This is a genomic window from Pseudomonas sp. GM24 (assembly GCF_000282235.1).
Taxonomy (GTDB): Bacteria; Pseudomonadota; Gammaproteobacteria; order Pseudomonadales; family Pseudomonadaceae; genus Aquipseudomonas.
On record NZ_AKJR01000016.1, the window covers coordinates 52,770 to 76,139 of the forward strand.

General features: G+C 57.7%; 20 protein-coding genes and 2 tRNA genes. 21 read left to right on the forward strand and 1 reads right to left on the reverse strand.

Going from position 1 to position 23,370, the window contains the following annotated elements; all coding sequences use genetic code 11:
- Positions 1–84 precede the first annotated feature (84 nt).
- The 7 genes from dnaK to PMI23_RS01985 all read left to right on the forward strand — a co-directional run bounded on the left by dnaK (position 85) and on the right by PMI23_RS01985 (position 9,887).
- Entirely contained in the window at positions 85–2,001 is a 1,917-nt protein-coding gene (dnaK, locus tag PMI23_RS01955; protein ID WP_007915221.1) for a molecular chaperone DnaK, read from the forward strand.
- A 297-nt stretch (positions 2,002–2,298) separates the two neighbouring features.
- Positions 2,299–3,423: a molecular chaperone DnaJ gene (dnaJ, locus tag PMI23_RS01960; RefSeq protein WP_007915222.1), complete on the forward strand. Its 1,125-nt coding sequence runs from the start codon at positions 2,299–2,301 to the stop codon at positions 3,421–3,423.
- A gap of 9 nt (positions 3,424–3,432) precedes the next feature.
- Positions 3,433–4,239: a 4-hydroxy-tetrahydrodipicolinate reductase gene (gene dapB / locus PMI23_RS01965; RefSeq protein WP_007915223.1), complete on the forward strand. Its 807-nt coding sequence runs from the start codon at positions 3,433–3,435 to the stop codon at positions 4,237–4,239.
- Positions 4,240–4,496: 257 nt separating this feature from the next.
- The gene (carA, locus tag PMI23_RS01970) at positions 4,497–5,633 is read left to right on the forward strand and encodes a glutamine-hydrolyzing carbamoyl-phosphate synthase small subunit (RefSeq protein WP_007915228.1); all 1,137 of its coding nucleotides are present in this window, start codon (positions 4,497–4,499) and stop codon (positions 5,631–5,633) included.
- A gap of 126 nt (positions 5,634–5,759) precedes the next feature.
- The gene (carB, locus tag PMI23_RS01975) at positions 5,760–8,981 is read left to right on the forward strand and encodes a carbamoyl-phosphate synthase large subunit (RefSeq protein WP_007915231.1); all 3,222 of its coding nucleotides are present in this window, start codon (positions 5,760–5,762) and stop codon (positions 8,979–8,981) included.
- On the forward strand, positions 8,978–9,454 hold the full coding sequence (gene greA / locus PMI23_RS01980) for a transcription elongation factor GreA (protein WP_003221530.1): 477 nt from the start codon (positions 8,978–8,980) through the stop codon (positions 9,452–9,454). Before carB ends, greA begins: the two co-directional genes overlap by 4 nt.
- Positions 9,455–9,482: 28 nt before the next feature.
- Entirely contained in the window at positions 9,483–9,887 is a 405-nt protein-coding gene (locus PMI23_RS01985; RefSeq protein ID WP_007915233.1) for a hypothetical protein, read from the forward strand.
- A 9-nt stretch (positions 9,888–9,896) separates the two neighbouring features.
- On the opposite strand, the gene PMI23_RS01990 is transcribed toward PMI23_RS01985, so the two are convergent.
- Complete coding sequence (locus tag PMI23_RS01990) at positions 9,897–10,205, reverse strand: YhbY family RNA-binding protein (RefSeq protein ID WP_007915235.1); 309 nt, start codon at positions 10,203–10,205, stop codon at positions 9,897–9,899.
- Between the two features lie 101 nt (positions 10,206–10,306).
- On the opposite strand from PMI23_RS01990, the gene rlmE reads away from it, so the two are divergent.
- The 14 genes from rlmE (at position 10,307) to rpsO (ending at position 23,335) form a co-directional block, all read left to right on the forward strand.
- Positions 10,307–10,936, forward strand: a complete 630-nt coding sequence (gene rlmE, locus PMI23_RS01995) for a 23S rRNA (uridine(2552)-2'-O)-methyltransferase RlmE (RefSeq protein WP_007915237.1) — start codon at positions 10,307–10,309, stop codon at positions 10,934–10,936.
- A gap of 202 nt (positions 10,937–11,138) precedes the next feature.
- On the forward strand, positions 11,139–13,046 hold the full coding sequence (ftsH, locus tag PMI23_RS02000) for an ATP-dependent zinc metalloprotease FtsH (protein WP_016986501.1): 1,908 nt from the start codon (positions 11,139–11,141) through the stop codon (positions 13,044–13,046).
- Positions 13,047–13,054: 8 nt separating this feature from the next.
- Positions 13,055–13,906 (forward strand): dihydropteroate synthase, encoded by an 852-nt coding sequence (gene folP, locus PMI23_RS02005; protein ID WP_007915246.1) that lies wholly within the window; start codon positions 13,055–13,057, stop codon positions 13,904–13,906.
- 16 nt (positions 13,907–13,922) lie between these two features.
- The gene (gene glmM / locus PMI23_RS02010; protein ID WP_007915247.1) at positions 13,923–15,260 is read left to right on the forward strand and encodes a phosphoglucosamine mutase; all 1,338 of its coding nucleotides are present in this window, start codon (positions 13,923–13,925) and stop codon (positions 15,258–15,260) included.
- Positions 15,261–15,325: 65 nt separating this feature from the next.
- A complete protein-coding gene (gene tpiA / locus PMI23_RS02015) occupies positions 15,326–16,081 on the forward strand; it encodes a triose-phosphate isomerase (protein ID WP_007915248.1) in 756 nt (251 codons plus the stop codon).
- Between the two features lie 4 nt (positions 16,082–16,085).
- Positions 16,086–16,472 (forward strand): preprotein translocase subunit SecG, encoded by a 387-nt coding sequence (secG, locus tag PMI23_RS02020; protein WP_016986497.1) that lies wholly within the window; start codon positions 16,086–16,088, stop codon positions 16,470–16,472.
- Positions 16,473–16,493: 21 nt separating this feature from the next.
- Positions 16,494–16,579: transfer RNA gene (locus PMI23_RS02025), tRNA-Leu, on the forward strand.
- Positions 16,580–16,676: 97 nt separating this feature from the next.
- Positions 16,677–16,753: transfer RNA gene (locus tag PMI23_RS02030), tRNA-Met, on the forward strand.
- Between the two features lie 139 nt (positions 16,754–16,892).
- Positions 16,893–17,351, forward strand: coding sequence for a ribosome maturation factor RimP (gene rimP / locus PMI23_RS02035; RefSeq protein WP_007915250.1), 459 nt, complete (start codon positions 16,893–16,895; stop codon positions 17,349–17,351).
- A 47-nt stretch (positions 17,352–17,398) separates the two neighbouring features.
- Entirely contained in the window at positions 17,399–18,880 is a 1,482-nt protein-coding gene (gene nusA, locus PMI23_RS02040; protein ID WP_007915252.1) for a transcription termination factor NusA, read from the forward strand.
- A 27-nt stretch (positions 18,881–18,907) separates the two neighbouring features.
- Positions 18,908–21,439 (forward strand): translation initiation factor IF-2, encoded by a 2,532-nt coding sequence (gene infB / locus PMI23_RS02045; protein ID WP_007915253.1) that lies wholly within the window; start codon positions 18,908–18,910, stop codon positions 21,437–21,439.
- A gap of 160 nt (positions 21,440–21,599) precedes the next feature.
- Positions 21,600–22,001, forward strand: a complete 402-nt coding sequence (rbfA, locus tag PMI23_RS02050; RefSeq protein ID WP_007915259.1) for a 30S ribosome-binding factor RbfA — start codon at positions 21,600–21,602, stop codon at positions 21,999–22,001.
- Between the two features lie 4 nt (positions 22,002–22,005).
- The gene (truB, locus tag PMI23_RS02055) at positions 22,006–22,923 is read left to right on the forward strand and encodes a tRNA pseudouridine(55) synthase TruB (RefSeq protein ID WP_007915261.1); all 918 of its coding nucleotides are present in this window, start codon (positions 22,006–22,008) and stop codon (positions 22,921–22,923) included.
- Between the two features lie 142 nt (positions 22,924–23,065).
- Complete coding sequence (gene rpsO, locus PMI23_RS02060; RefSeq protein ID WP_003177875.1) at positions 23,066–23,335, forward strand: 30S ribosomal protein S15; 270 nt, start codon at positions 23,066–23,068, stop codon at positions 23,333–23,335.
- The last annotated feature ends 35 nt before the right edge of the window (positions 23,336–23,370 follow it).

Consider the following 23,370-nt stretch of genomic DNA (forward strand, 5'->3'; position numbering starts at 1 on the left):
CATTTAGAAGTCAAGCGTTTAAGTATTACCGCAGTCAGCCACCACTGCTGCGGCAAAAAAATCCAAAGTTTCGGGAGAGTTAACATGGGCAAAATTATCGGTATCGACCTGGGGACTACCAACTCCTGCGTCTCCGTGCTGGAAAACGGCAAAGCAAAAGTTATCGAAAACGCTGAAGGCGCGCGTACCACGCCGTCGATCATCGCTTACGCCAACGATGGCGAAATCCTGGTAGGTCAGTCGGCCAAGCGTCAGGCTGTGACCAACCCGCACAACACTCTGTACGCGGTAAAGCGTCTGATCGGTCGTCGTTTCGACGAAGAAGTTGTGCAGAAAGACATCCAGATGGTCCCTTACAAGATCGTCAAGGCTGACAACAACGACGCCTGGGTTGAAGTGAACGGCCAGAAAATGGCACCGCCACAAATCTCGGCTGAAATCCTGAAAAAGATGAAGAAGACCGCCGAAGACTACCTCGGCGAGACCGTGACCGAAGCGGTGATTACCGTTCCGGCCTACTTCAACGACAGCCAGCGTCAGGCGACCAAAGACGCCGGCCGCATCGCCGGTCTGGACGTAAAACGTATCATCAACGAACCAACCGCAGCCGCTCTGGCTTACGGTATGGACAAGGCCAAGGGCGATCACACCGTGATTGTTTATGACCTGGGTGGCGGTACGTTCGACGTTTCCGTGATCGAGATCGCTGAAGTTGATGGCGAGCACCAGTTCGAAGTTCTGGCGACCAACGGTGACACGTTCCTCGGCGGTGAAGACTTTGACATTCGTCTGATCGACTACCTCGTTGACGAATTCAAGAAAGAAAGCGGCATGAACCTCAAAGGTGATCCGCTGGCCATGCAGCGCCTGAAAGAAGCCGCTGAGAAAGCCAAGATCGAGCTGTCTTCCGCTCAGTCGACCGACGTCAACCTGCCGTACATCACTGCAGATGCGACCGGTCCTAAGCACCTGAACGTGAAGATTTCGCGTGCCAAGCTCGAAGCACTGGTTGAAGACCTGGTTCAGCGCACCATCGAACCTTGCCGCATCGCCATGAAAGACGCCGGTCTGGACGTTGGCGCGATCAACGACGTCATTCTGGTCGGTGGTCAGACCCGTATGCCGCTGGTACAGAAGCTGGTTACCGATTTCTTCGGTAAAGAAGCTCGCAAAGACGTTAACCCGGACGAAGCTGTTGCCATGGGTGCTGCGATTCAGGGCGCCGTTCTGGCCGGTGACGTGAAAGACGTTCTGCTGCTCGACGTCAGCCCGCTGACCCTCGGTATCGAAACCATGGGCGGCGTGATGACCGCGCTGATCGAGAAAAACACCACGATTCCTACCAAGAAATCGCAAGTGTTCTCGACTGCTGACGACAACCAGGGCGCTGTGACCATTCACGTGCTGCAGGGCGAGCGTAAGCAAGCCACTCAGAACAAGTCCCTGGGCAAGTTCGACCTGGCCGACATTCCACCAGCTCCACGTGGTGTGCCGCAGATCGAAGTGACCTTCGACATCGACGCTAACGGCATTCTGCACGTTGGTGCGAAAGACAAAGCGACCGGCAAGACCCAGTCGATCGTGATCAAGGCCAACTCCGGTCTGTCCGACGAAGAAATCGAGCGCATGGTGCGTGACGCCGAAGCTAACGCTGAGGAAGACCGCAAGTTCGAAGAGCTGGCCGCTGCCCGTAACCAGGGTGACGCACTGGTTCACTCGACTCGCAAGATGATTGCCGACGCGGGCGACAAAGTCACCGCTGAAGAGAAGACTGCGATCGAAGCTGCTGTGGTTGCTCTGGAAGCCGCTGTCAAAGGCGACGACAAAGCTGCTATCGAAGCCAAGGTTGAGGAGCTGTCGAAAGTCTCCGCTCCGGTTGCTCAGAAGATGTACGCCGAACAGGCTCAGCCAGCTGATGGCGCGGCCCCGCAAGGCGAATCGGCTGAGAAGGCTGACGACGTTGTCGATGCAGAGTTCGAAGAAGTCAAAGACCACAAGTAAGTTGTTGGTCGGCCGGTTGACTGCCTTCAGGCAGTGACTGGTAGGATGTCGCCGCGCGGGAGCTAGCTCCCGCGTTGGCGTATCTGGAATACGCGAATTTTTACAGCATGCGACAAGGTTCGGATGTTGGCGGTATGGCCGGGAATGCTCCTGCTTTTCGTGCCGAAAGTACCGCAAGAAACAAAGACCAGGATCGTTGAATTGACGTGAGTTGGGTCCGGGCCTGTATTGGGGCTCAACGAGTTTGGCCATCCTCAGGAGGGGTTTGCCGAACGTCCTCAAGAGTGCAGAAGACTTATGGCAAAGCGTGACTATTACGAAGTGTTGGGTGTTGAGCGCGGCTCAAGCGATGCGGACCTGAAGAAGGCTTACCGTCGTCTGGCGATGAAGCACCACCCGGACCGTAATCCCGATGACAAAGCGTCGGAAGAAATGTTCAAAGAGGCCAATGAGGCCTACGAAGTGCTGTCCGACTCGAGCAAGCGTGCGGCGTACGATCAGTACGGCCATGCCGGCGTCGACCCGAGCATGGGTGGCGGTGGTGCCGGCTTCGGTGGTCAGAACTTCTCGGATATCTTTGGTGATGTCTTCAGTGACTTCTTCGGTGGCGGTCGCGGCGGTTCCCGTGGCGGCGCTCAGCGTGGCAGCGACTTGCGCTACACCCTGGAGCTGAACCTGGAAGAAGCGGTGCGCGGCACCACCGTGAATATCCGTGTGCCGACGCTGGTCAATTGCAAGCCGTGCGATGGTTCCGGCGCGAAAAAAGGCTCGTCGCCATCGACGTGCCCGACCTGCGGTGGCATCGGTCAGGTGCGCATGCAGCAGGGCTTCTTCTCGGTGCAGCAGACCTGCCCGCGCTGCCATGGCCAAGGCAAGATCATTTCCGATCCGTGCGATTCCTGTCACGGTGACGGTCGCGTTGAAGAGTACAAAACCCTGTCGGTCAAAGTGCCGGCTGGTGTCGATACCGGCGACCGCATTCGTCTGTCCGGCGAAGGCGAGGCGGGTACGCAAGGTGGTCCGACGGGCGACCTGTATGTAGTCATCAACGTCCGCGAGCACGACATTTTCCAGCGCGATGGCAAGCATCTGTTCTGCGAAGTACCGATCAGCTTCGTTGACGCAGCACTGGGTGGTGAGTTGGAAATCCCGACCCTCGACGGTCGCGTCAAACTGAAAATCCCTGAGGGTACTCAGACCGGCAAGCAGTTCCGCGTGCGTGGTAAAGGCGTGGCGCCGGTACGTGGCGGCGGTGCGGGCGATTTGATGTGCCGTGTGGCGGTCGAGACGCCGGTCAATCTGAATCGTCGTCAGCGCGAGCTGCTGGAGGAGTTCCGCAGCTCGCTGGCAGACGACAACAGTCATTCGCCGAAAACCACTGGCTGGTTCGACGGTGTGAAGCGCTTCTTCGGCGATCTCTAAGGAGTCGGCATGCGACGTATAGCTGTGATGGGCGCTGCTGGGCGCATGGGTAAGATTCTGGTCGAGGCCGTGCAGCAGAGTGCGCCGCTGACCGGTTTGACCGCCGCGGTGGTTCGTCCTGGCAGCACGCTGATCGGCGTCGATGCCGGTGAGCTGGCCTCGCTGGGTCGCATCGGCGTGCCGTTGTCCGGGCATGTCGAAGCTGTGGCTGAAGAGTTCGACGTATTGATCGACTTCACGCTGCCGGAAGTGATGCTGAAAAATCTGGCGTTCTGCCGCAAGGCAGGCAAGGCCATGGTTATCGGCACTACTGGGTTGGACGCTGCGCAGAAGCAGTTGCTGGTCGAGGCGGGCAAGGACATTCCTATCGTCTTCGCGGCCAACTTCAGTGTCGGTGTCAATCTGTCGCTGAAGTTGCTCGATATGGCAGCGCGTGTGCTGGGTGATGATGCCGACATCGAAATCATCGAAGCTCATCACCGTCACAAGATCGATGCGCCTTCGGGTACGGCGTTGCGCATGGGTGAAGTGATCGCCGGTGCGCTGGAGCGTGATCTGCAGAAAGTCGCGGTCTACGGTCGTGAGGGTCATACCGGCGCTCGTGAGCGTGAAACCATCGGTTTCGCCACCGTGCGTGGTGGTGATGTGGTGGGTGATCACACCGTGCTGTTCGCCTGCGAAGGTGAGCGTCTGGAGATCACGCACAAGGCGTCGAGCCGCATGACGTTTGCCAAGGGCGCGGTGCGTGCGGCGGTGTGGCTGGATGGTCGCGAGCCTGGCCTGTATGACATGCAAGACGTGCTCGACCTGCGTTGATACACTGCTGAACCCTGCGCAAACGCCCTGTTTGCGCTGGTTTTTCTCCGCTTGGCGACGACCTGTCGCATTCTCCGGCCTTTTAGGCTCTTTAGCGGTGGACCAAAAAAGCCTTTTTCTGTAAGCTACAGCTTTAGTGTGTCCACTAAAAGCGCGCAGAATAATTCAGTGAAGAAGCGGGGTGACGTGTCCATACGTCACTCCGCTTTTTTACAACCTGCGATCGCCCTTTCATGCGTTATTTACGGGAGGTCTTCTTGACTAAGCCAGCCATACTTGCCCTTGCTGATGGCAGCATTTTTCGCGGCGAAGCCATTGGTGCCGACGGTCAAACCGTTGGTGAGGTGGTGTTCAACACCGCAATGACCGGCTATCAGGAAATCCTTACCGATCCTTCCTACGCCCAACAGATCGTTACCCTGACTTACCCGCACATCGGCAACACCGGCACCACGCCGGAAGACGCCGAGTCCGATCGCGTCTGGTCCGCTGGCCTGGTCATCCGTGACCTGCCTCTGGTAGCGAGCAACTGGCGTAACACGATGTCCCTGTCCGACTACCTGAAAGCCAACAACGTTGTGGCAATCGCCGGTATCGACACCCGTCGCCTGACCCGCATCCTGCGTGAAAAAGGCGCACAGAACGGCTGCATCATGGCCGGCGACAACATCTCCGAAGAAGCGGCAATCGCCGCTGCGCAAGGCTTCCCGGGCCTGAAGGGCATGGACCTGGCGAAAGTCGTCAGCACCAAGACTCAATACGAATGGCGTTCGACTGTCTGGGATCTGAAAACCGACAGCCACGCGACCATCGACGCTTCCGAGCTGCCGTACCACGTGGTTGCCTACGACTACGGCGTCAAGGTCAACATCCTGCGCATGCTGGTCGAGCGCGGCTGCCGCGTCACCGTGGTGCCTGCCCAGACTCCAGCTGCCGATGTACTGGCGCTGAAGCCGGACGGCGTGTTCCTGTCCAACGGCCCTGGTGATCCGGAGCCATGCGACTACGCGATCAAGGCGATCAAGGAAGTCCTGGAAACCGAAATTCCGGTATTCGGCATCTGCCTCGGTCACCAACTGCTGGCACTGGCCTCCGGCGCCAAGACCCTGAAAATGGGCCACGGCCACCATGGTGCCAACCACCCGGTGCAGGATCTGGACACTGGCGTCGTGATGATCACCAGCCAGAACCACGGTTTCGCGGTAGACGAAGAAACCCTGCCAGCCAACGTGCGTGCGATCCACAAATCGCTGTTCGACGGCACCCTGCAAGGCATCGAGCGCACCGACAAGAGCGCGTTCAGCTTCCAGGGTCACCCTGAAGCGAGCCCGGGCCCGAACGACGTCGCGCCACTGTTCGACCGCTTCATCAACGAGATGGCCAAGCGACGCTAAGCGTTCGCCTTGAGACTGTAGAGAGAAGCCCCTCGAGGGCGGCCCCGACACCGGCGGCCCCCTCGAGACTTCAGAAATCGATCAAGACGGCTTGCCGACTGACCTGCGGATTTGAGTGACAAACCCATGCCAAAACGTACAGACATTAAAAGCATCCTGATTCTCGGCGCTGGCCCGATCGTTATCGGCCAGGCCTGCGAATTCGACTACTCCGGCGCCCAGGCCTGTAAAGCCCTGCGCGAAGAGGGTTACCGCGTCATCCTGGTGAACTCCAACCCGGCCACCATCATGACCGACCCGGACATGGCCGACGCGACCTACATCGAGCCGATCAAGTGGCAGACCGTTGCCAAGATCATCGAAAAAGAGCGTCCGGACGCGGTGCTGCCAACCATGGGCGGCCAGACGGCTCTGAACTGCGCCCTGGACCTGGAGCGCGAAGGCGTTCTGGAGAAGTTCGGCGTAGAAATGATCGGCGCCAACGCCGACACCATCGACAAGGCTGAAGACCGTTCGCGTTTCGACAAGGCGATGAAATCCATCGGCCTGGCGTGCCCGCGTTCCGGTATCGCCCACAGCATGGAAGAAGCCAACGCGGTTCTCGAAACCCTCGGCTTCCCGTGCATCATCCGTCCGTCCTTCACCATGGGTGGCACCGGTGGCGGTATCGCTTATAACCGTGAAGAGTTCGAAGAAATCTGCGCCCGTGGTCTGGACCTGTCGCCGACCAAAGAGCTGTTGATCGACGAATCGCTGATCGGCTGGAAAGAATATGAAATGGAAGTTGTCCGCGACAAAAAGGACAACTGCATCATCGTCTGCTCGATCGAAAACTTCGACCCGATGGGCGTGCACACCGGTGACTCGATCACCGTGGCTCCTGCGCAAACCCTGACCGACAAGGAATACCAGATCCTGCGTAACGCCTCCCTGGCGGTACTGCGCGAGATCGGCGTCGAGACGGGCGGTTCCAACGTTCAATTCGGTATCTGCCCGAACACTGGCCGCATGGTCGTGATCGAAATGAACCCGCGTGTATCGCGTTCCTCGGCACTGGCTTCGAAAGCCACCGGTTTCCCGATCGCCAAAGTTGCGGCCAAGCTGGCTGTGGGTTACACCCTCGACGAACTGTCGAACGACATCACCGGCGGCAAGACCCCGGCGTCCTTCGAGCCGTCGATCGACTACGTCGTGACCAAGCTGCCACGTTTTGCCTTCGAGAAATTCGCCAAGGCCGACGCACGCCTGACCACGCAAATGAAGTCGGTTGGTGAAGTCATGGCCATCGGCCGTACTTTCCAGGAATCCCTGCAGAAAGCTCTGCGCGGTCTGGAAGTGGGCGTTTGCGGTCTGGACGAGAAGCTCGACCTGAGCAACCCGGAAAGCATGAGCGTGCTCAAGCGTGAACTGACCGTGCCGGGCGCTGAGCGTATCTGGTACGTGGCGGATGCTTTCCGCGCCGGCCTGTCGGTCGAAGACATCTTCGGCATGAACATGATCGATCCGTGGTTCCTGGTGCAGATCGAAGATCTGATCAAGGAAGAAGAGAAGGTCAAGACCCTCGGTCTGTCCGCTATCGACCGCGACCTGATGTTCAAGCTCAAGCGCAAAGGCTTCTCCGATCAGCGTCTGGCCAAGCTGCTGGGTGTGACCGAGAAGAACCTGCGTACGCACCGCCAGAAGCTGGAAGTGTTCCCGGTCTACAAGCGCGTTGACACCTGCGCCGCCGAGTTCGCCACCGACACCGCTTACCTCTACTCGACCTACGAGGAAGAGTGCGAAGCCGCACCGTCGGGTCGCGACAAGATCATGATTCTGGGTGGTGGTCCGAACCGTATTGGCCAGGGCATCGAGTTCGACTACTGCTGCGTTCACGCTGCCCTCGCTCTGCGCGAAGACGGCTACGAAACCATCATGGTCAACTGCAACCCGGAAACCGTTTCCACCGACTACGACACTTCCGATCGTCTGTACTTCGAGCCGGTAACCCTGGAAGACGTGCTGGAAATCTGCCGCGTCGAGAAGCCGAAAGGTGTGATCGTTCAGTACGGCGGCCAGACTCCGCTGAAACTGGCTCGCGCTCTGGAAGCCGCTGGCGTGCCAATCATCGGCACCAGCCCTGACGCCATCGACCGTGCTGAAGACCGTGAGCGCTTCCAGCAAATGGTTGAGCGCCTGAACCTGCGTCAGCCGCCTAACGCCACCGTGCGTAGCGAAGACGAAGCGGTTCGCGCTGCCGCGAAAATCGGTTATCCGCTGGTGGTGCGCCCGTCCTATGTACTGGGCGGCCGCGCGATGGAAATCGTTTACAAGGAAGACGAGCTCAAGCGTTACCTGCGTGATGCAGTGCAAGTGTCCAACGACAGTCCGGTGCTGCTCGACCACTTCCTCAACTGCGCCATCGAAATGGACGTGGATGCGGTCTGCGACGGTAAAGACGTGGTAATCGGCGCGATCATGCAGCACATCGAACAGGCTGGCGTTCACTCCGGTGACTCCGCGTGCTCGCTGCCGCCGTACTCGCTGCCGGCGCATATCCAGGACGAGATGCGCGAACAGGTCAAGAAAATGGCCCTGGAACTGGGCGTTGTCGGCCTGATGAACGTGCAGCTGGCTTTGCAAGGCGAAGACATCTACGTCATCGAAGTCAACCCGCGTGCTTCCCGTACCGTACCGTTCGTATCGAAGTGCATCGGTGTCTCCCTGGCGATGATCGCTGCCCGCGTAATGGCCGGTAAGACTCTGAAAGAAATCGGCTTCACCAAAGAAATCATCCCGAACTTCTACAGCGTGAAAGAGGCGGTGTTCCCGTTCGCCAAATTCCCTGGCGTTGACCCGATCCTTGGCCCAGAGATGAAGTCGACCGGTGAAGTGATGGGCGTCGGCGACACCTTCGGTGAAGCATTCGCCAAAGCCCAGATGGGCGCCAGCGAAGTGCTGCCGACCGGCGGTACTGCGTTCATCAGCGTGCGCGATGACGACAAGCCACTGGTTGCAGGCGTAGCCCGCGATCTGATCAACTTGGGTTTCGAAGTGGTTGCCACTGCCGGTACTGCCAAGCTGATCGAAGCCGCAGGCCTGAAAGTGCGCCGTGTGAACAAGGTGACCGAGGGGCGTCCGCACGTGGTCGACATGATCAAGAATGACGAAGTCACCCTGATCATCAACACCACCGAAGGTCGTCAGTCGATCGCTGATTCGTACTCCATTCGTCGTAATGCCTTGCAGCACAAGATCTATTGCACCACCACCATTGCTGCTGGCGAAGCTATCTGTGAAGCGCTGAAGTTCGGTCCGGAAAAGACCGTGCGCCGCTTGCAGGATCTACACGCAGGATTGAAGGCATGATCAAATACCCAATGACTGTCCAGGGCGCTAAAGCCCTGGAAGAAGAACACGCTCACCTGACCAAGGTCGTCCGTCCGAAGCTTAGCCAGGACATCGGTACGGCCCGCGAGTTGGGTGACTTGAAAGAGAACGCTGAATACCATGCCGCCCGCGAACAGCAAGGCATGGTCGAGGCGCGGATTCGCGACATCGAAGGCCGGATTCAGAATCAGGTCATCATCGATGTCACAACTATTCCGCACACCGGCAAAGTGATTTTCGGTACCACCGTCGAAATCGCCAACGTCGAGACCGATGAAAGCGTCACTTACCACATCGTGGGTGAGGATGAGGCTGACTTCAAACTCGGCAAGATTTCGGTCGGCTCGCCTTTGGCCCGTGCCTTGATTGGCAAGGAAGAGGGCGATGTGGTCGCCGTGAAAACGCCAAGCGGCGTGATCGAGTACGAGATTGTCGAAGTCCGTCACATCTGAAAAAGGGCGCCCGCTGCATGCGGGCGCCATGCTTTGGCAGCTGACTCAGATGCTCTGGGTCGGCGGTCTATGGCTGATTCATCTCGGTTTGCAGCCGGCGCTGGGCCAGATTGGCCTGGCACCGTTGCTGATCGATGAAGTCGCCAGTGCATTTGAAGTGCTGGTGGTGGGGTTTTCCGCCGCATGCGTTATTTTTCAGGCTTTGGTGCTGGTACAGGCCGAGGGCCTTGCCAGTCTATGGCGAGATTTTCGCGGACAGGTTCTGTTGATGGCGATGTACGCGTGTGCGATGTTTGTCGCAGTGCGTGTCGGCTGGCCGGATGCGCAGCGCTGGCAGGTATTCAGTTATCTGGTTCTGGGGTTTTCCGGGCTGGTGCTGGTGATGCAGCCTGTGCCGGGATGGAGTGGCAGGGTGCGCCAGGCACACCCTTGACCCCATTCATCACTTGAAGCGATGAACGTTCGACAGCTGCTTGTTGACGCTGAAGTTCTTGCGGTAAATCAGTGCCATCTTGCCGATGACCTGCACCAGGTCCGCTTTGCCAACCTTGCACAGTTCTGCGATGTGCGCCAGGCGCGACTCGCGATCGAGGATGTTGAGCTTGATCTTGATCAGCTCGTGATCCGCCAAGGCGCGTTCAAGTTCGGCTAAAACACCTTCAGTCAAACCGTTGTCAGCCACCGTCAAAACCGGTTTCAGGTGGTGGCCAATGGATTTGTACTGTTTCTTCTGCTCTGGAGTGAGCGGCATAATCTGACCCTTTCGTCTGGATTCTGTAAAATGGCGGCCATTTTACCCGAGGGCTCGTGGATCCGCCCAATTAATCACGACCCTTATCAACGAGGTGCCCAATGGCGCGTTCCAAGACAAGCCTTGGTTGGCTGAAAAGACATGTCAATGATCCTTATGTGAAACAAGCACAGAAGGATGGCTACCGCTCGCGTGCGAGTTACAAGCTTCTGGAGATCCAGGAGAAATACAAGCTGATCCGTCCCGGCATGAGCGTGGTCGACCTGGGTGCAGCGCCCGGTGGCTGGTCGCAGGTCACCAGCCGGCTGATCGGTGGTCAGGGGCGTCTGATCGCCTCGGACATCCTGGAAATGGACAGTATCCCTGACGTGACCTTCATTCAGGGAGACTTTACCGAGGACGAAGTGCTCGGGCGGATTCTTGAGGCTGTGGGTAATTCGCAGGTGGACCTTGTGATTTCCGATATGGCCCCCAATATGAGTGGTACGCCTGAAGTGGATATGCCAAAAGCCATGTTCCTTTGCGAGTTGGCGCTTGATCTGGCTGAACGGATACTCAAGCCGGGTGGTAATTTCGTGATCAAGATTTTTCAGGGTGAAGGGTTTGATGTTTACCTGAAGGATGCTCGCAAGAAGTTCGACAAGATCCAGATGATCAAGCCGGACTCCTCTCGTGGCAGCTCCCGCGAGCAATACATGCTGGCTTGGGGTTATCGCGGGCGTAGCGAGTAAAACGAGGTTTTTGTGCGGGGTGATAGGTTTTTAGTATTTCGCCCGGCTAGCATTAACGAATATTGTGTAGAAAGTGTTTCACAAAGGGTTACAGACGGCGCCTGCCAGAGTCGTAGGTAATGTAGTAAGTTAGGCCGGTGAATATCATGCGAAGCGCGCGCCAGTAGCGGAGCTTGCTTCAGAGGGTAGTTAATTGAACGATATGGCAAAGAATCTGATCCTGTGGTTGATCATCGCGGCTGTCCTGGTGACGGTGATGAACAACTTCTCCAGCCCTAACGAGCCGCAGACCCTCAACTATTCCGACTTCATCCAGCAGGTCAAGGATGGCAAGGTCGAGCGCGTAGCCGTTGATGGTTATGTGATTACCGGCAAGCGTAACGACGGCGACAGCTTCAAGACCATTCGTCCGGCAATCCAGGACAATGGCCTGATCGGCGATCTGGTCGACAACCACGTTGTGGTTGAAGGCAAGCAGCCTGAGCAGCAAAGCATCTGGACCCAGTTGCTGGTAGCCAGCTTCCCGATCCTGGTGATCATCGCGGTGTTCATGTTCTTCATGCGCCAGATGCAGGGCGGTGCCGGCGGCAAGGGCGGACCGATGAGCTTCGGCAAGAGCAAGGCGCGCCTGCTCTCCGAAGATCAGGTGAAAACCACTCTGGCTGACGTTGCTGGTTGCGACGAAGCCAAAGAAGAAGTCGGCGAACTCGTTGAGTTCCTGCGTGATCCGGGCAAGTTCCAGCGTCTGGGTGGCCGCATTCCTCGTGGCGTGCTGATGGTCGGCCCTCCGGGTACCGGTAAAACCTTGCTGGCCAAGGCGATTGCCGGCGAAGCCAAGGTCCCGTTCTTCACCATTTCCGGTTCTGACTTCGTCGAAATGTTCGTCGGTGTCGGTGCCAGTCGTGTTCGTGACATGTTCGAGCAGGCGAAGAAGCACGCGCCTTGCATCATCTTCATCGACGAAATCGACGCCGTCGGTCGCCATCGTGGCGCCGGCATGGGTGGCGGTCACGACGAGCGCGAGCAGACCCTCAACCAATTGCTGGTTGAGATGGACGGCTTCGAGATGAATGACGGCATCATTGTTATCGCTGCAACCAACCGTCCAGACGTACTCGACCCTGCGCTGCTGCGTCCGGGCCGTTTCGACCGTCAGGTCGTGGTTGGTTTGCCGGATATCCGTGGCCGCGAGCAGATTCTCAAGGTTCACATGCGCAAGGTGCCAATGGGTGACGACGTCGCTCCGGCCGTAATCGCGCGTGGTACTCCGGGCTTCTCGGGTGCTGACCTGGCCAACCTGGTCAACGAAGCGTCGCTGTTTGCTGCGCGCAGCGGCAAACGCATCGTTGAAATGAAAGAATTCGAACTGGCCAAAGACAAGATCATGATGGGCGCCGAGCGCAAATCGATGGTCATGTCCGAGAAAGAAAAGCAGAACACCGCTTATCACGAAGCTGGCCATGCCATTGTTGGTCGCGTCGTCCCTGAGCATGATCCGGTCTACAAGGTGTCGATCATTCCGCGCGGTCGTGCGCTGGGTGTGACGATGTTCCTGCCGGAAGAAGACCGCTACAGCCTGTCCAAGCGCGCGCTGATCAGTCAGATCTGCTCGCTGTACGGCGGCCGTATTGCGGAAGAAATGACCTTGGGCTTCGACGGTGTGACTACCGGCGCTTCCAACGACATCATGCGTGCCAGTCAGATTGCGCGGAACATGGTGACCAAGTGGGGCTTGTCGGAAAAACTCGGTCCGTTGATGTATGCCGAGGAAGAGGGTGAAGTATTCCTCGGTCGTGGCGGTGGTGGGCAGGCTGCCAGCTTCTCCGGTGAGACAGCCAAGCTGATCGACTCCGAAGTGCGCAGCATCATTGATCAGTGCTACGGCACGGCCAAACAGATCCTCACGGATAACCGTGACAAGCTCGACGCCATGGCTGATGCCCTCATGAAGTATGAAACGATCGATGCTGAACAGATCGATGACATCATGGCAGGTCGTACACCTCGCGAGCCTCGCGACTGGTCGGGTGGCACAGGTACTCCGCCACCACCAGTGGTTCGGGACGAGCGTCCGGAAACACCGATCGGCGGTCCGGCTGCTGACGTTTAAGGTTTGAAATGACTTCTGTACAGTCCCTGACCCGGTTGCCTTGCGGCAACCGGGTTCTTGATTTGGCCCAGACGCATGTCATGGGCATTCTCAATGTCACCCCCGATTCTTTCTCCGACGGCGGCCAATACAGTCAGCTGGATGCGGCCTTGCGTCACGCCGAAGCTATGGTTGCAGCCGGTGCGACGCTGATTGATGTCGGTGGCGAATCCACGCGTCCCGGTGCGCGAGCTGTCTCTCCGCTTGAGGAGCTTGAGCGCGTCGCGCCGATCGTTGAGCTGATCAATCGCGAGCTTGATGTGATCATCTCGGTGGATACGTCTACTCCTGCCGTCATGCGCGAAACTGCGCGGTTGGGCGCCGGGCTGATCAACGACGTGCGCTCGCTGCAGCGCGATGGTGCGCTGGATGCGGCGGCAGCTACCGGTTTACCGGTGTGCCTCATGCATATGCTCGGTGAGCCCGGTGACATGCAGGACAATCCGCAGTATCAGGATGTCACGCGCGAAGTGGGCGAATTTCTCGCTGAGCGCATGGCACAGTGTGCGGCGGCAGGTATTCCTGCCGAGCGCATCATCCTCGATCCGGGTTTCGGTTTCGCCAAAACCCTGCAGCACAATCTAAGCTTGTTCAAGCACATGGAAGCCCTGCATGCGTTGGGTCGGCCGCTGCTTGTTGGTGTTTCTCGAAAAAGCATGATTGGCCACGCCCTGAATCGTCCTGTGGGCGAACGGCTGCACGGTGGATTGGCATTGGCGGCATTGGCATCGGTAAAAGGTGCGCGAATTTTGCGTGTCCATGACGTGGCGGAAACGGTAGACGTGGTGCGGATGATCGCGGCCGTGGAATCAGCCGAATAAGAATGATGGAGCACTTATGAGCAAGAAATACTTTGGTACTGACGGCATTCGTGGTCGAGTCGGTGAATACCCGATTACTCCTGACTTCATGCTCAAGCTCGGCTGGGCGGCCGGCATGGCCTTTCGCAAGATGGGCGCCTGCAAAGTGCTGGTCGGCAAAGACACGCGGATTTCCGGTTATATGTTTGAGTCGGCACTTGAGGCTGGTCTGACGTCGGCGGGAGCTGATGTGATGCTGCTAGGCCCGATGCCGACGCCGGCCATCGCCTACCTGTCGCGAACGTTCCAGGCTGAGGCCGGTATCGTGATCAGTGCCTCGCACAACCCGCATGACGATAACGGCATCAAATTTTTCTCTGGTAAGGGCACAAAGCTGCCGGATGAGCTGGAGTTGATGATCGAGGAATTGCTCGACACTCCGATGACCGTGGTCGAGTCGAGCAAAATCGGCAAGGTTTCGCGGATCAACGACGCATCGGGTCGCTACATCGAATTTTGCAAGAGCAGTGTGCCAACCGGTACCAGTTTCTCCGGCCTCAAAATAGTCATCGACTGTGCGCACGGCGCGACCTATAAAGTGGCTCCGAGTGTCTTCCGGGAGCTGGGTGCAGAAGTCGTCGTACTGTCGGCCCAGCCTAACGGTCTGAACATCAACGAGAATTGCGGCTCGACCCATATGGGGCAGCTGCAGGCGGCGGTACTGGCTGAACATGCTGATCTAGGTATTGCCTTTGATGGCGACGGTGATCGGGTTTTGATGGTCGATCACACGGGCGCCATCGTTGATGGCGACGAATTGTTGTTCATCATCGCTCGTGATCTGCATGAGCGTGGCAAATTGCAGGGCGGCGTGGTCGGTACATTGATGAGCAACCTGGGTCTGGAGTTGGCGCTGGCCGATCTTTCGATTCCGTTCATTCGTGCCAATGTCGGCGACCGCTACGTGATCGCCGAACTGCTTGAGCGCAATTGGCTGGTCGGTGGCGAGAATTCGGGGCATATCGTTTGCTTCAATCACACCACAACCGGTGATGCGATCATCGCAGCTTTGCAAGTGCTGATGGCACTGAAGGCCCGCAATGAAGGACTGGCGCAAACACGTCAGGCTTTGCGCAAGTGCCCTCAGGTGCTGATCAATGTGCGTTTCGGTGGTGGCGAAAGTCCGCTGGAACACCCGGCTGTCAAGGAAGCCAGTGCGCGCGTCACCCAGGCAATGGCAGGACGCGGACGCGTGCTTTTGCGCAAGTCCGGGACAGAGCCTCTGGTGCGCGTAATGGTCGAAGGCGAGGACGAAACCCAGGTTCGCAACTACGCCGAAGAGCTGGCAAAACTGGTAACTGAAGTTTCTGCCTGATTCGGCTTGCAAGCCATGATTGTGTTGGGTAACATCTGCGCCCACTTTGACCGACGAGGTACAGCATGCGTCGCCCTATGGTAGCTGGTAACTGGAAGATGCACGGTACCCGCGCCAGCGTCGCTGAGCTGATCAACGGCCTTCGTCATCTGGCCTTGCCAAGCGGTGTTGATGTCGCGGTATTCCCGCCTTGCTTGTATATCAATCAAGTGATTGATGGCTTGAAAGGCAAATCGATTTCGGTCGGTGCGCAGAATTCTGCGGTGGAAGCCATGCAAGGTGCATTGACCGGTGAAATTGCTCCGAGTCAGTTGGTGGATGCAGGTTGTTCCCTGGTACTTGTCGGGCACTCCGAACGCCGCCAGATAATGGGCGAGCGAGACGGTATGCTGAATCGCAAGTTCGCAGCGGCACAGGCATGCGGCTTGATTCCGGTGTTGTGCGTAGGGGAGACTCTCGAGCAGCGCGAAGCCGGTAAAACTCTTGAGGTTGTCGGGCGTCAGCTGGGCAGTATCATTGAGGAGCTGGGTGTAGGTGCCTTTGCCAAGGCAGTCATTGCTTACGAGCCTGTCTGGGCCATTGGTACCGGACTGACTGCAACGCCGCAACAGGCTCAGGATGTGCATAAAGCCATTCGCGAGCAGTTGGCGGCAGAGAATTCTGAAGTCGCACGAGGTGTGCGGCTTCTATACGGCGGCAGCGTGAAGGCGGCCAATGCGGTCGAACTGTTCGGCATGCCGGATATCGATGGGGGGCTCATTGGTGGAGCTTCCCTGAATGCAGATGAGTTCGGTGCGATCTGTCGCGCCGCGGGAAACTGAAAAAATGCTGGAAACAGTCGTAGTCGTTTTTCATCTGCTGGGTGCATTGGGCGTAGTTGCTCTGGTTTTGCTGCAGCAGGGTAAGGGTGCGGACGCTGGCGCGTCTTTCGGAGCAGGTGCTTCAAATACTGTGTTCGGAAGCCAAGGTTCCTCTACCTTTCTTAGTAAGTTTACTGCTATACTTGCCGCCGGTTTCTTCATAACCAGCTTGGGGTTAGGTTACTTTGCTAAAGAGAAGGCTCATCAGCTGACTCAGGCAGGTCTCCCAAATCCAGCAGTGTTGGAAGTGCCTAAGCAACAACAACCGGCTTCTGATGATGTCCCGGTGCTTCAAGAGCAAAAGTCGGCTACTCCAGCGACTGACGTACCTCCAGCTCAAGAGCAGAAGTAAGAAGGTTTCAAACGTAGTTTTGCCGAGGTGGTGGAATTGGTAGACACGCAACCTTGAGGTGGTTGTGCCCATAGGGTGTAGGGGTTCGAGTCCCCTTCTCGGTACCAATTAGTCAGGAGAGCCCGCTGTTGCGGGCTTTCTTGCAGGTGGAAGGTTACATTGACCCTATAAGGGATCGGTCGTATACTTCCGCCCCAGCTTTGTCGCGGGATGGAGCAGTCTGGTAGCTCGTCGGGCTCATAACCCGAAGGTCGTCGGTTCAAATCCGGCTCCCGCAACCAGTTTAAGGAGCCCCTTTTAAGGGGCTTTTTGTTAGCTGGACACTTTCAACGCCGCTGTTCGACGGCGTTTCAAGGATGGGCGTTTCGCCCATTTTTTTATTTTGCAAAGCATGCACATATCATGCACTAGGGGGTTCAGGTGTCGAGCAAGCTAGAAGAGTTGCAGGCCTTGCTGGCCCCGGTGGTCGTGGCCCTGGGCTATGAATGCTGGGGTATCGAGTTTTCGGCTCAGGGTCGTCACTCGATGTTGCGCGTTTATATCGATAAAGAGGGCGGCGTGCTGGTGGACGATTGCGCCATTGTCAGCCGTCAGATCAGCGGTGTACTGGATGTTGAAGATCCTATCTCCGTTGAATACACCCTCGAAGTTTCCTCGCCTGGCATGGAGCGCCCACTGTTCACTCTTGAGCAGTTTGCAAAATTTGCCGGTGAACAAGTGAAGATCAAGCTGCGCTCGCCTTTTGAAGGTCGACGCAACTTTCAGGGCCTTCTGCGCGGTGTAGAAGAACAGGATGTCGTGGTGCAGGTAGATGACCATGAGTTCCTGTTGCCGATCGATATGATCGACAAGGCCAACATTATTCCCAGTTTTGACTGAGACGCGGATCCCGCGGATCCAATGGCTTGCGAAAGGCGAGGCGTACGATGAGCAAAGAAGTACTGCTGGTTGTTGAGTCGGTATCCAATGAAAAGGGCGTACCGGCGAGCGTAATTTTTGAAGCGCTGGAGCTGGCTCTGGCCACTGCTACCAAAAAGCGTTTTGAAGACGAAGTTGACCTGCGTGTGGAAATTAACCGCCACACCGGTTCTTACGAAACTTTCCGTCGCTGGACGGTCGTCGAAGAGAATGATCTCGACGATCCGGCCATCGAAACCTGGCCAACCAAGGTTGCTGAAACGCATCCAGGTGCCAAGGTTGGCGACGTCGTTGAAGAAAAGATCGAATCCATCGAGTTCGGCCGCATCGCTGCGCAGACTGCAAAGCAAGTCATCGTGCAGAAAGTTCGCGAAGCCGAGCGCGCTCAAGTGGTCGACGCTTATCGCGAGCGCCTGGGAGAAATCATCTCCGGCACCGTGAAAAAAGTCACCCGCGACAACGTGATCGTCGATCTGGGTAACAACGCTGAAGCGTTGCTGGCCCGTGAAGACATCATTTCTCGCGAAACTTTCCGTGTCGGCGTGCGTCTGCGTGCGCTGCTCAAGGAAATCCGCACCGAGAACCGCGGCCCGCAGCTGATCCTGTCGCGTACCGCGCCGGAAATGCTGATCGAGCTGTTCCGCATCGAAGTGCCGGAAATTGCCGAAGGCCTGATCGAAGTAATGGCAGCGTCCCGTGATCCGGGTTCGCGCGCCAAGATCGCCGTCCGCTCCAAGGACAAACGCATCGACCCGCAGGGCGCTTGCATCGGTATGCGCGGTTCGCGCGTCCAGGCAGTGTCGGGTGAGTTGGGCGGTGAGCGTGTTGATATCGTCCTCTGGGATGACAACCCGGCTCAGTTCGTGATCAACGCCATGTCCCCGGCTGAGGTTGCGGCAATTATCGTTGACGAAGATGCCCATGCAATGGACATCGCCGTTGGCGCAGACAATCTGGCTCAGGCCATCGGTCGCGGTGGTCAGAACGTGCGTCTGGCCAGCCAATTGACTGGCTGGACCCTGAACGTGATGACCGAATCGGACATCCAGGCTAAGCAGCAAGCAGAAACCGGCGACATCCTGCGCAACTTCATCGACGAGCTGGAAGTCGACGAAGACCTGGCACAGGTGCTGGTAGATGAAGGCTTCACCAGCCTGGAAGAGATTGCCTACGTACCGTTGGAAGAAATGCTCAACATCGACGGCTTTGACGAAGATACCGTCAACGAGCTTCGCGCTCGTGCCAAGGATCGTTTGTTGACCAAAGCCATCGCTACTGAGGAAAAGCTGGCAGACGCCCATCCGGCCGAAGACCTGCTCTCGCTTGAGGGTATGGACAAGGATTTGGCGATGGAACTGGCGGTGCGCGGCGTAATTACCCGCGAAGACCTGGCCGAGCAGTCTATTGACGACCTGCTCGACATCGACGGCATTGACGATGATCGTGCCGGCAAGTTGATCATGGCCGCCCGAGCCCACTGGTTCGAGTAATTAGGCGCGGCCTGAGGAGAGAAGTGCATGACGCAAGTCACGGTGAAACAACTGGCCGATGAGGTCAAAACACCGGTAGAGCGCCTGTTGCAGCAGATGCGTGAGGCAGGTCTGCCGCACACCGCCGCCGAAGAAAATGTGACTGACAGTGAGAAGCAGTCCCTGCTGACTCACTTGAAAAGCAGCCACAAGGCGAAAGTGGAAGAACCACGCAAGATCACGCTGCAGCGTAAAACCACCAGCACCCTGCGTGTGGCTGGTAGCAAAAGCATCAGCGTAGAAGTTCGCAAAAAGAAAGTTTTCGTACAGCGTAGCCCGGAAGAAATCGAAGCCGAACGCAAGCGTGAACTGGATGAGCGTCGCGCAGTAGAAAATGCTGCTCGTCAGAAGGCTGAAGAAGAAGCCAAGCAGCGCGCCGAAGAAGAAGCGCGCCGCCAGCCTGCTGCTGCGCAGACCGCTACCAGCGACGCCGTTGCGGCGCCGGCTGCAGCTGCCGAACCTGTTCGCGAAAGCGCGCCGGTGGTTGCCGCTGCTCCAGCTCCGTCTGCTGATGTTCGCAACAAGCAGAACGAACAGCGCCGTCCTGACAAGCCGCGTGCCGACGACAACAATCGTCGCAGCGGTGGTGGTGATGGCGAGCGCAAAAACGCTCCGCATCGCGCATCGGTCAAAGAAAAAGCGCCGGCTCCACGTGTGGCGCCACGCACTACCGACGAAGAAAGCGATGGCTTCCGTCGCGGTGGTCGCGGCAAGGCCAAGCTGAAGAAGCGCAACGCCCACGGTTTCCAGAGCCCAACCGGCCCTGTCGTGCGTGATGTGCAGATCGGCGAGACCATCACTGTTGGCGATCTCGCCAATCAGATGTCGGTCAAGGCTGCTGAAATCATCAAGTTCATGTTCAAACTGGGTACTCCAGCGACCATCAACCAGGTGCTTGATCAGGAAACTGCTCAACTGGTAGCCGAAGAACTGGGCCACAAAGTGACCCTGGTCAGCGACACCGCTCTGGAAGATTCCCTGGCCGAGTCCCTGAAGTTTGAAGGTGAGTCGTTCTCCCGTGCGCCAGTCGTGACCGTAATGGGCCACGTTGACCACGGTAAAACGTCCCTGCTCGACTACATCCGTCGTGCCAAGGTAGCTGCTGGCGAAGCCGGTGGTATCACCCAGCACATCGGTGCATACCACGTTGAAACCGAACGCGGCATGGTCACCTTCCTCGATACCCCGGGTCACGCTGCGTTTACCGCAATGCGTGCTCGTGGTGCCAAGGCGACCGACATCGTGATTCTGGTGGTTGCAGCGGACGACGGCGTGATGCCGCAGACCATTGAAGCTGTTCAGCACGCAGTAGCGGCTGGCGTTCCACTGGTTGTTGCAGTGAACAAAATCGACAAGCCGGGCGCCGATCTTGATCGCATCCGTAGCGAGCTGTCGGTTCACGGCGTGACTTCCGAAGAGTGGGGCGGTGATACGCCGTTCGTACCGGTGTCGGCGAAAGTCGGTACTGGTGTGGACGAGCTGCTTGAAGCCGTTCTGCTGCAAGCTGAAGTTCTCGAACTGAAAGCAACTCCATCGGCTCCTGGCCGTGGCGTTGTGGTTGAATCGCGTCTCGACAAAGGTCGTGGCCCGGTTGCAACCGTTCTGGTTCAAGACGGTACCCTGCGCCAAGGCGACATGGTCCTGGTCGGTTCGAACTATGGCCGTGTGCGTGCCATGCTCGACGAGAACGGCAAGCCAATCAAAGAAGCCGGTCCTTCCATCCCTGTCGAGATCCTCGGCCTGGACGGTACTCCGGACGCTGGCGACGAGATGAGCGTGGTTGCCGACGAGAAGAAAGCCCGTGAAGTGGCTCTGTTCCGTCAAGGCAAGTTCCGCGAAGTCAAATTGGCTCGCGCTCATGCTGGCAAGCTGGAAAACATCTTCGAAAACATGGGTCAGGCCGAGAAGAAGACGCTCAACATCGTCCTCAAGTCCGACGTCCGTGGTTCGCTGGAAGCGTTGAACGGTGCCTTGAATGGCCTGGGCAACGACGAAGTACAAGTGCGCGTAGTGGGCGGCGGCGTTGGTGGTATCACCGAGTCCGACGCTAACCTGGCACTGGCTTCCAACGCTGTACTGTTCGGCTTCAACGTGCGTGCCGATGCTGGCGCACGGAAGATCGTCGAGCAGGAAGGTCTGGACATGCGTTACTACAACGTGATCTACGACATCATCGAAGACGTCAAGAAAGCCCTGACCGGCATGCTCGGCAGCGATGTTCGCGAGAACATCCTGGGTGTGGCCGAAGTGCGTGACGTGTTCCGTTCGCCGAAGTTTGGCGCGATCGCTGGTTGCATGGTGATCGAAGGTGTTGTGCACCGTAACCGTCCGATCCGTGTACTGCGTGAAGACATCGTTATCTTCGAAGGCGAGCTGGAATCCCTGCGCCGCTTCAAGGATGACGCTTCCGAAGTACGTGCCGGCATGGAATGCGGTATCGGCGTGAAGAGCTACAACGACGTCAAAGTCGGCGACAAGATCGAAGTCTTCGAGAAGGTTCAGGTTGCTCGCAGCCTCTAACTCGCGCACTTCAGGAGCCGTGATGGTCGGCCGCACTCAACAGTGTGGCGCATCACCCGGACTCTAAACGCAACGCCCGGTCTGGCTTTTGTCAGGCCGGGCGTTTGCCGCTTTCAGACCTTGCGGGTTTCGCCGCGGGGCAGTAACAGGTAACAAAATCATGGCAAAAGAATACAGCCGTACCCAACGTATCGGCGATCAGATGCAGCGCGAGCTGGCTCAACTGATCCGTCGCGAAGTCAAAGACCCGCGCGTCGGCCTGGTCACCATTACCGCAGTAGAAGTCAGCCGTGACGTTGGTCACGCGAAGATCTTCATCACCGTGATGGGCCAGGACAACGCCGAAGATATCGCGCAAAGCATCAAGGTGCTGAATGCCGCCGCAGGTTTCCTGCGGATGCAACTGGCCCGTGAAATGAAACTGCGCAGCGTGCCGCAATTGCACTTCCACTACGACGAATCCGTTGTCCGTGGTGCGCACCTGTCGGCCCTGATCGAGCGTGCCGTGGCTGAAGACAATCAGCATCCGGTCGCTGCTGAACCTGAAGACACCAAGGAGTAATTCGGTGGCTCAGGTCAAACGTATCCGTCGTAACGTCAGCGGTATCATCTTGCTCGACAAGCCGTTGGGGTTCACTTCCAACGCCGCGTTGCAGAAGGTTCGCTGGCTGCTCAATGCCGAGAAGGCCGGTCACACCGGCAGCCTCGATCCATTGGCCACCGGTGTCTTGCCGTTGTGCTTTGGTGAGGCCACCAAGTTCTCGCAGTACCTGCTCGATTCCGACAAGGCTTATGAAACCCTGGCGCAGCTGGGCAAGACCACCACCACGGCGGATGCCGAAGGTGAAGTTTTGCAGGAGCGCCCGGTGACCGTTGGTCGCACCGATATCGAGGCAGCATTGCCGAAATTTCGTGGGCAAATCAGTCAGATACCGCCGATGTACTCGGCGCTCAAGCGTGATGGCCAGCCGCTGTACAAGTTGGCGCGTGCAGGCGAAGTAGTGGAGCGCGAACCGCGTTCTGTTACTATTGCGCGCTTGGAATTACTGGCCTTCGAAGGCGATACTGCGCGACTTGCGGTGGATTGCAGCAAAGGCACCTATATTCGCACCCTGGTGGAGGATATCGGTGAGCAACTCGGTTGTGGTGCGTACGTCGCTGAATTGCGCCGTACCCAGGCCGGGCCTTTCACCCTGGCGCAGACCGTGACCCTCGAAGAGCTTGAGGCGGTTCATGCCGAAGGCGGCAACGAAGCGGTTGATCGCTTCCTGATGCCATCGGACAGCGGCCTGCAGGATTGGCCGCTGCTGCACTTCTCGGAAGCGAGCGCGTTCTACTGGCTCAACGGCCAGCCGGTGCGTGCCCCGGATGCTCCGAAGTTCGGCATGGTGCGGGTACAGGATCACAATGGTCGCTTCATCGGTATCGGTGAAGTGAGCGAAGACGGGCGCATTGCGCCACGTCGACTGATTCGGTCGGAATGACCGAAACCGGTCTGTGTCAAAGCAGGCTGGCGAGGGTGGCTGTTAACAGGCACGGTCACTACTCATTTATAGATACAGGGATTTGTCCCTGGCCTGTTGAAGTTGTTTCTTTGAAACAGCTTCCTGATAAAAGGATTGCCTCATGGCTCTCGACGTTCAAGAAAAAGCTCAAATCGTTGCTGACTACCAGCAAGCTGTTGGTGACACTGGTTCGCCAGAAGTGCAAGTTGCACTGCTGACCCACAACATCAACAAGCTGCAAGGTCACTTCAAGGCCAACGGTAAAGATCACCACTCCCGTCGTGGTCTGATCCGCATGGTAAACCAGCGTCGCAAGCTGCTGGACTACCTGAAAGGCAAGGATCTGGGTCGTTATCAGACTCTGATCGGTCGCCTGGGTCTGCGTCGCTAATCAGCGATTGCGCTATGAGGTTGGTTGTCTGTCGG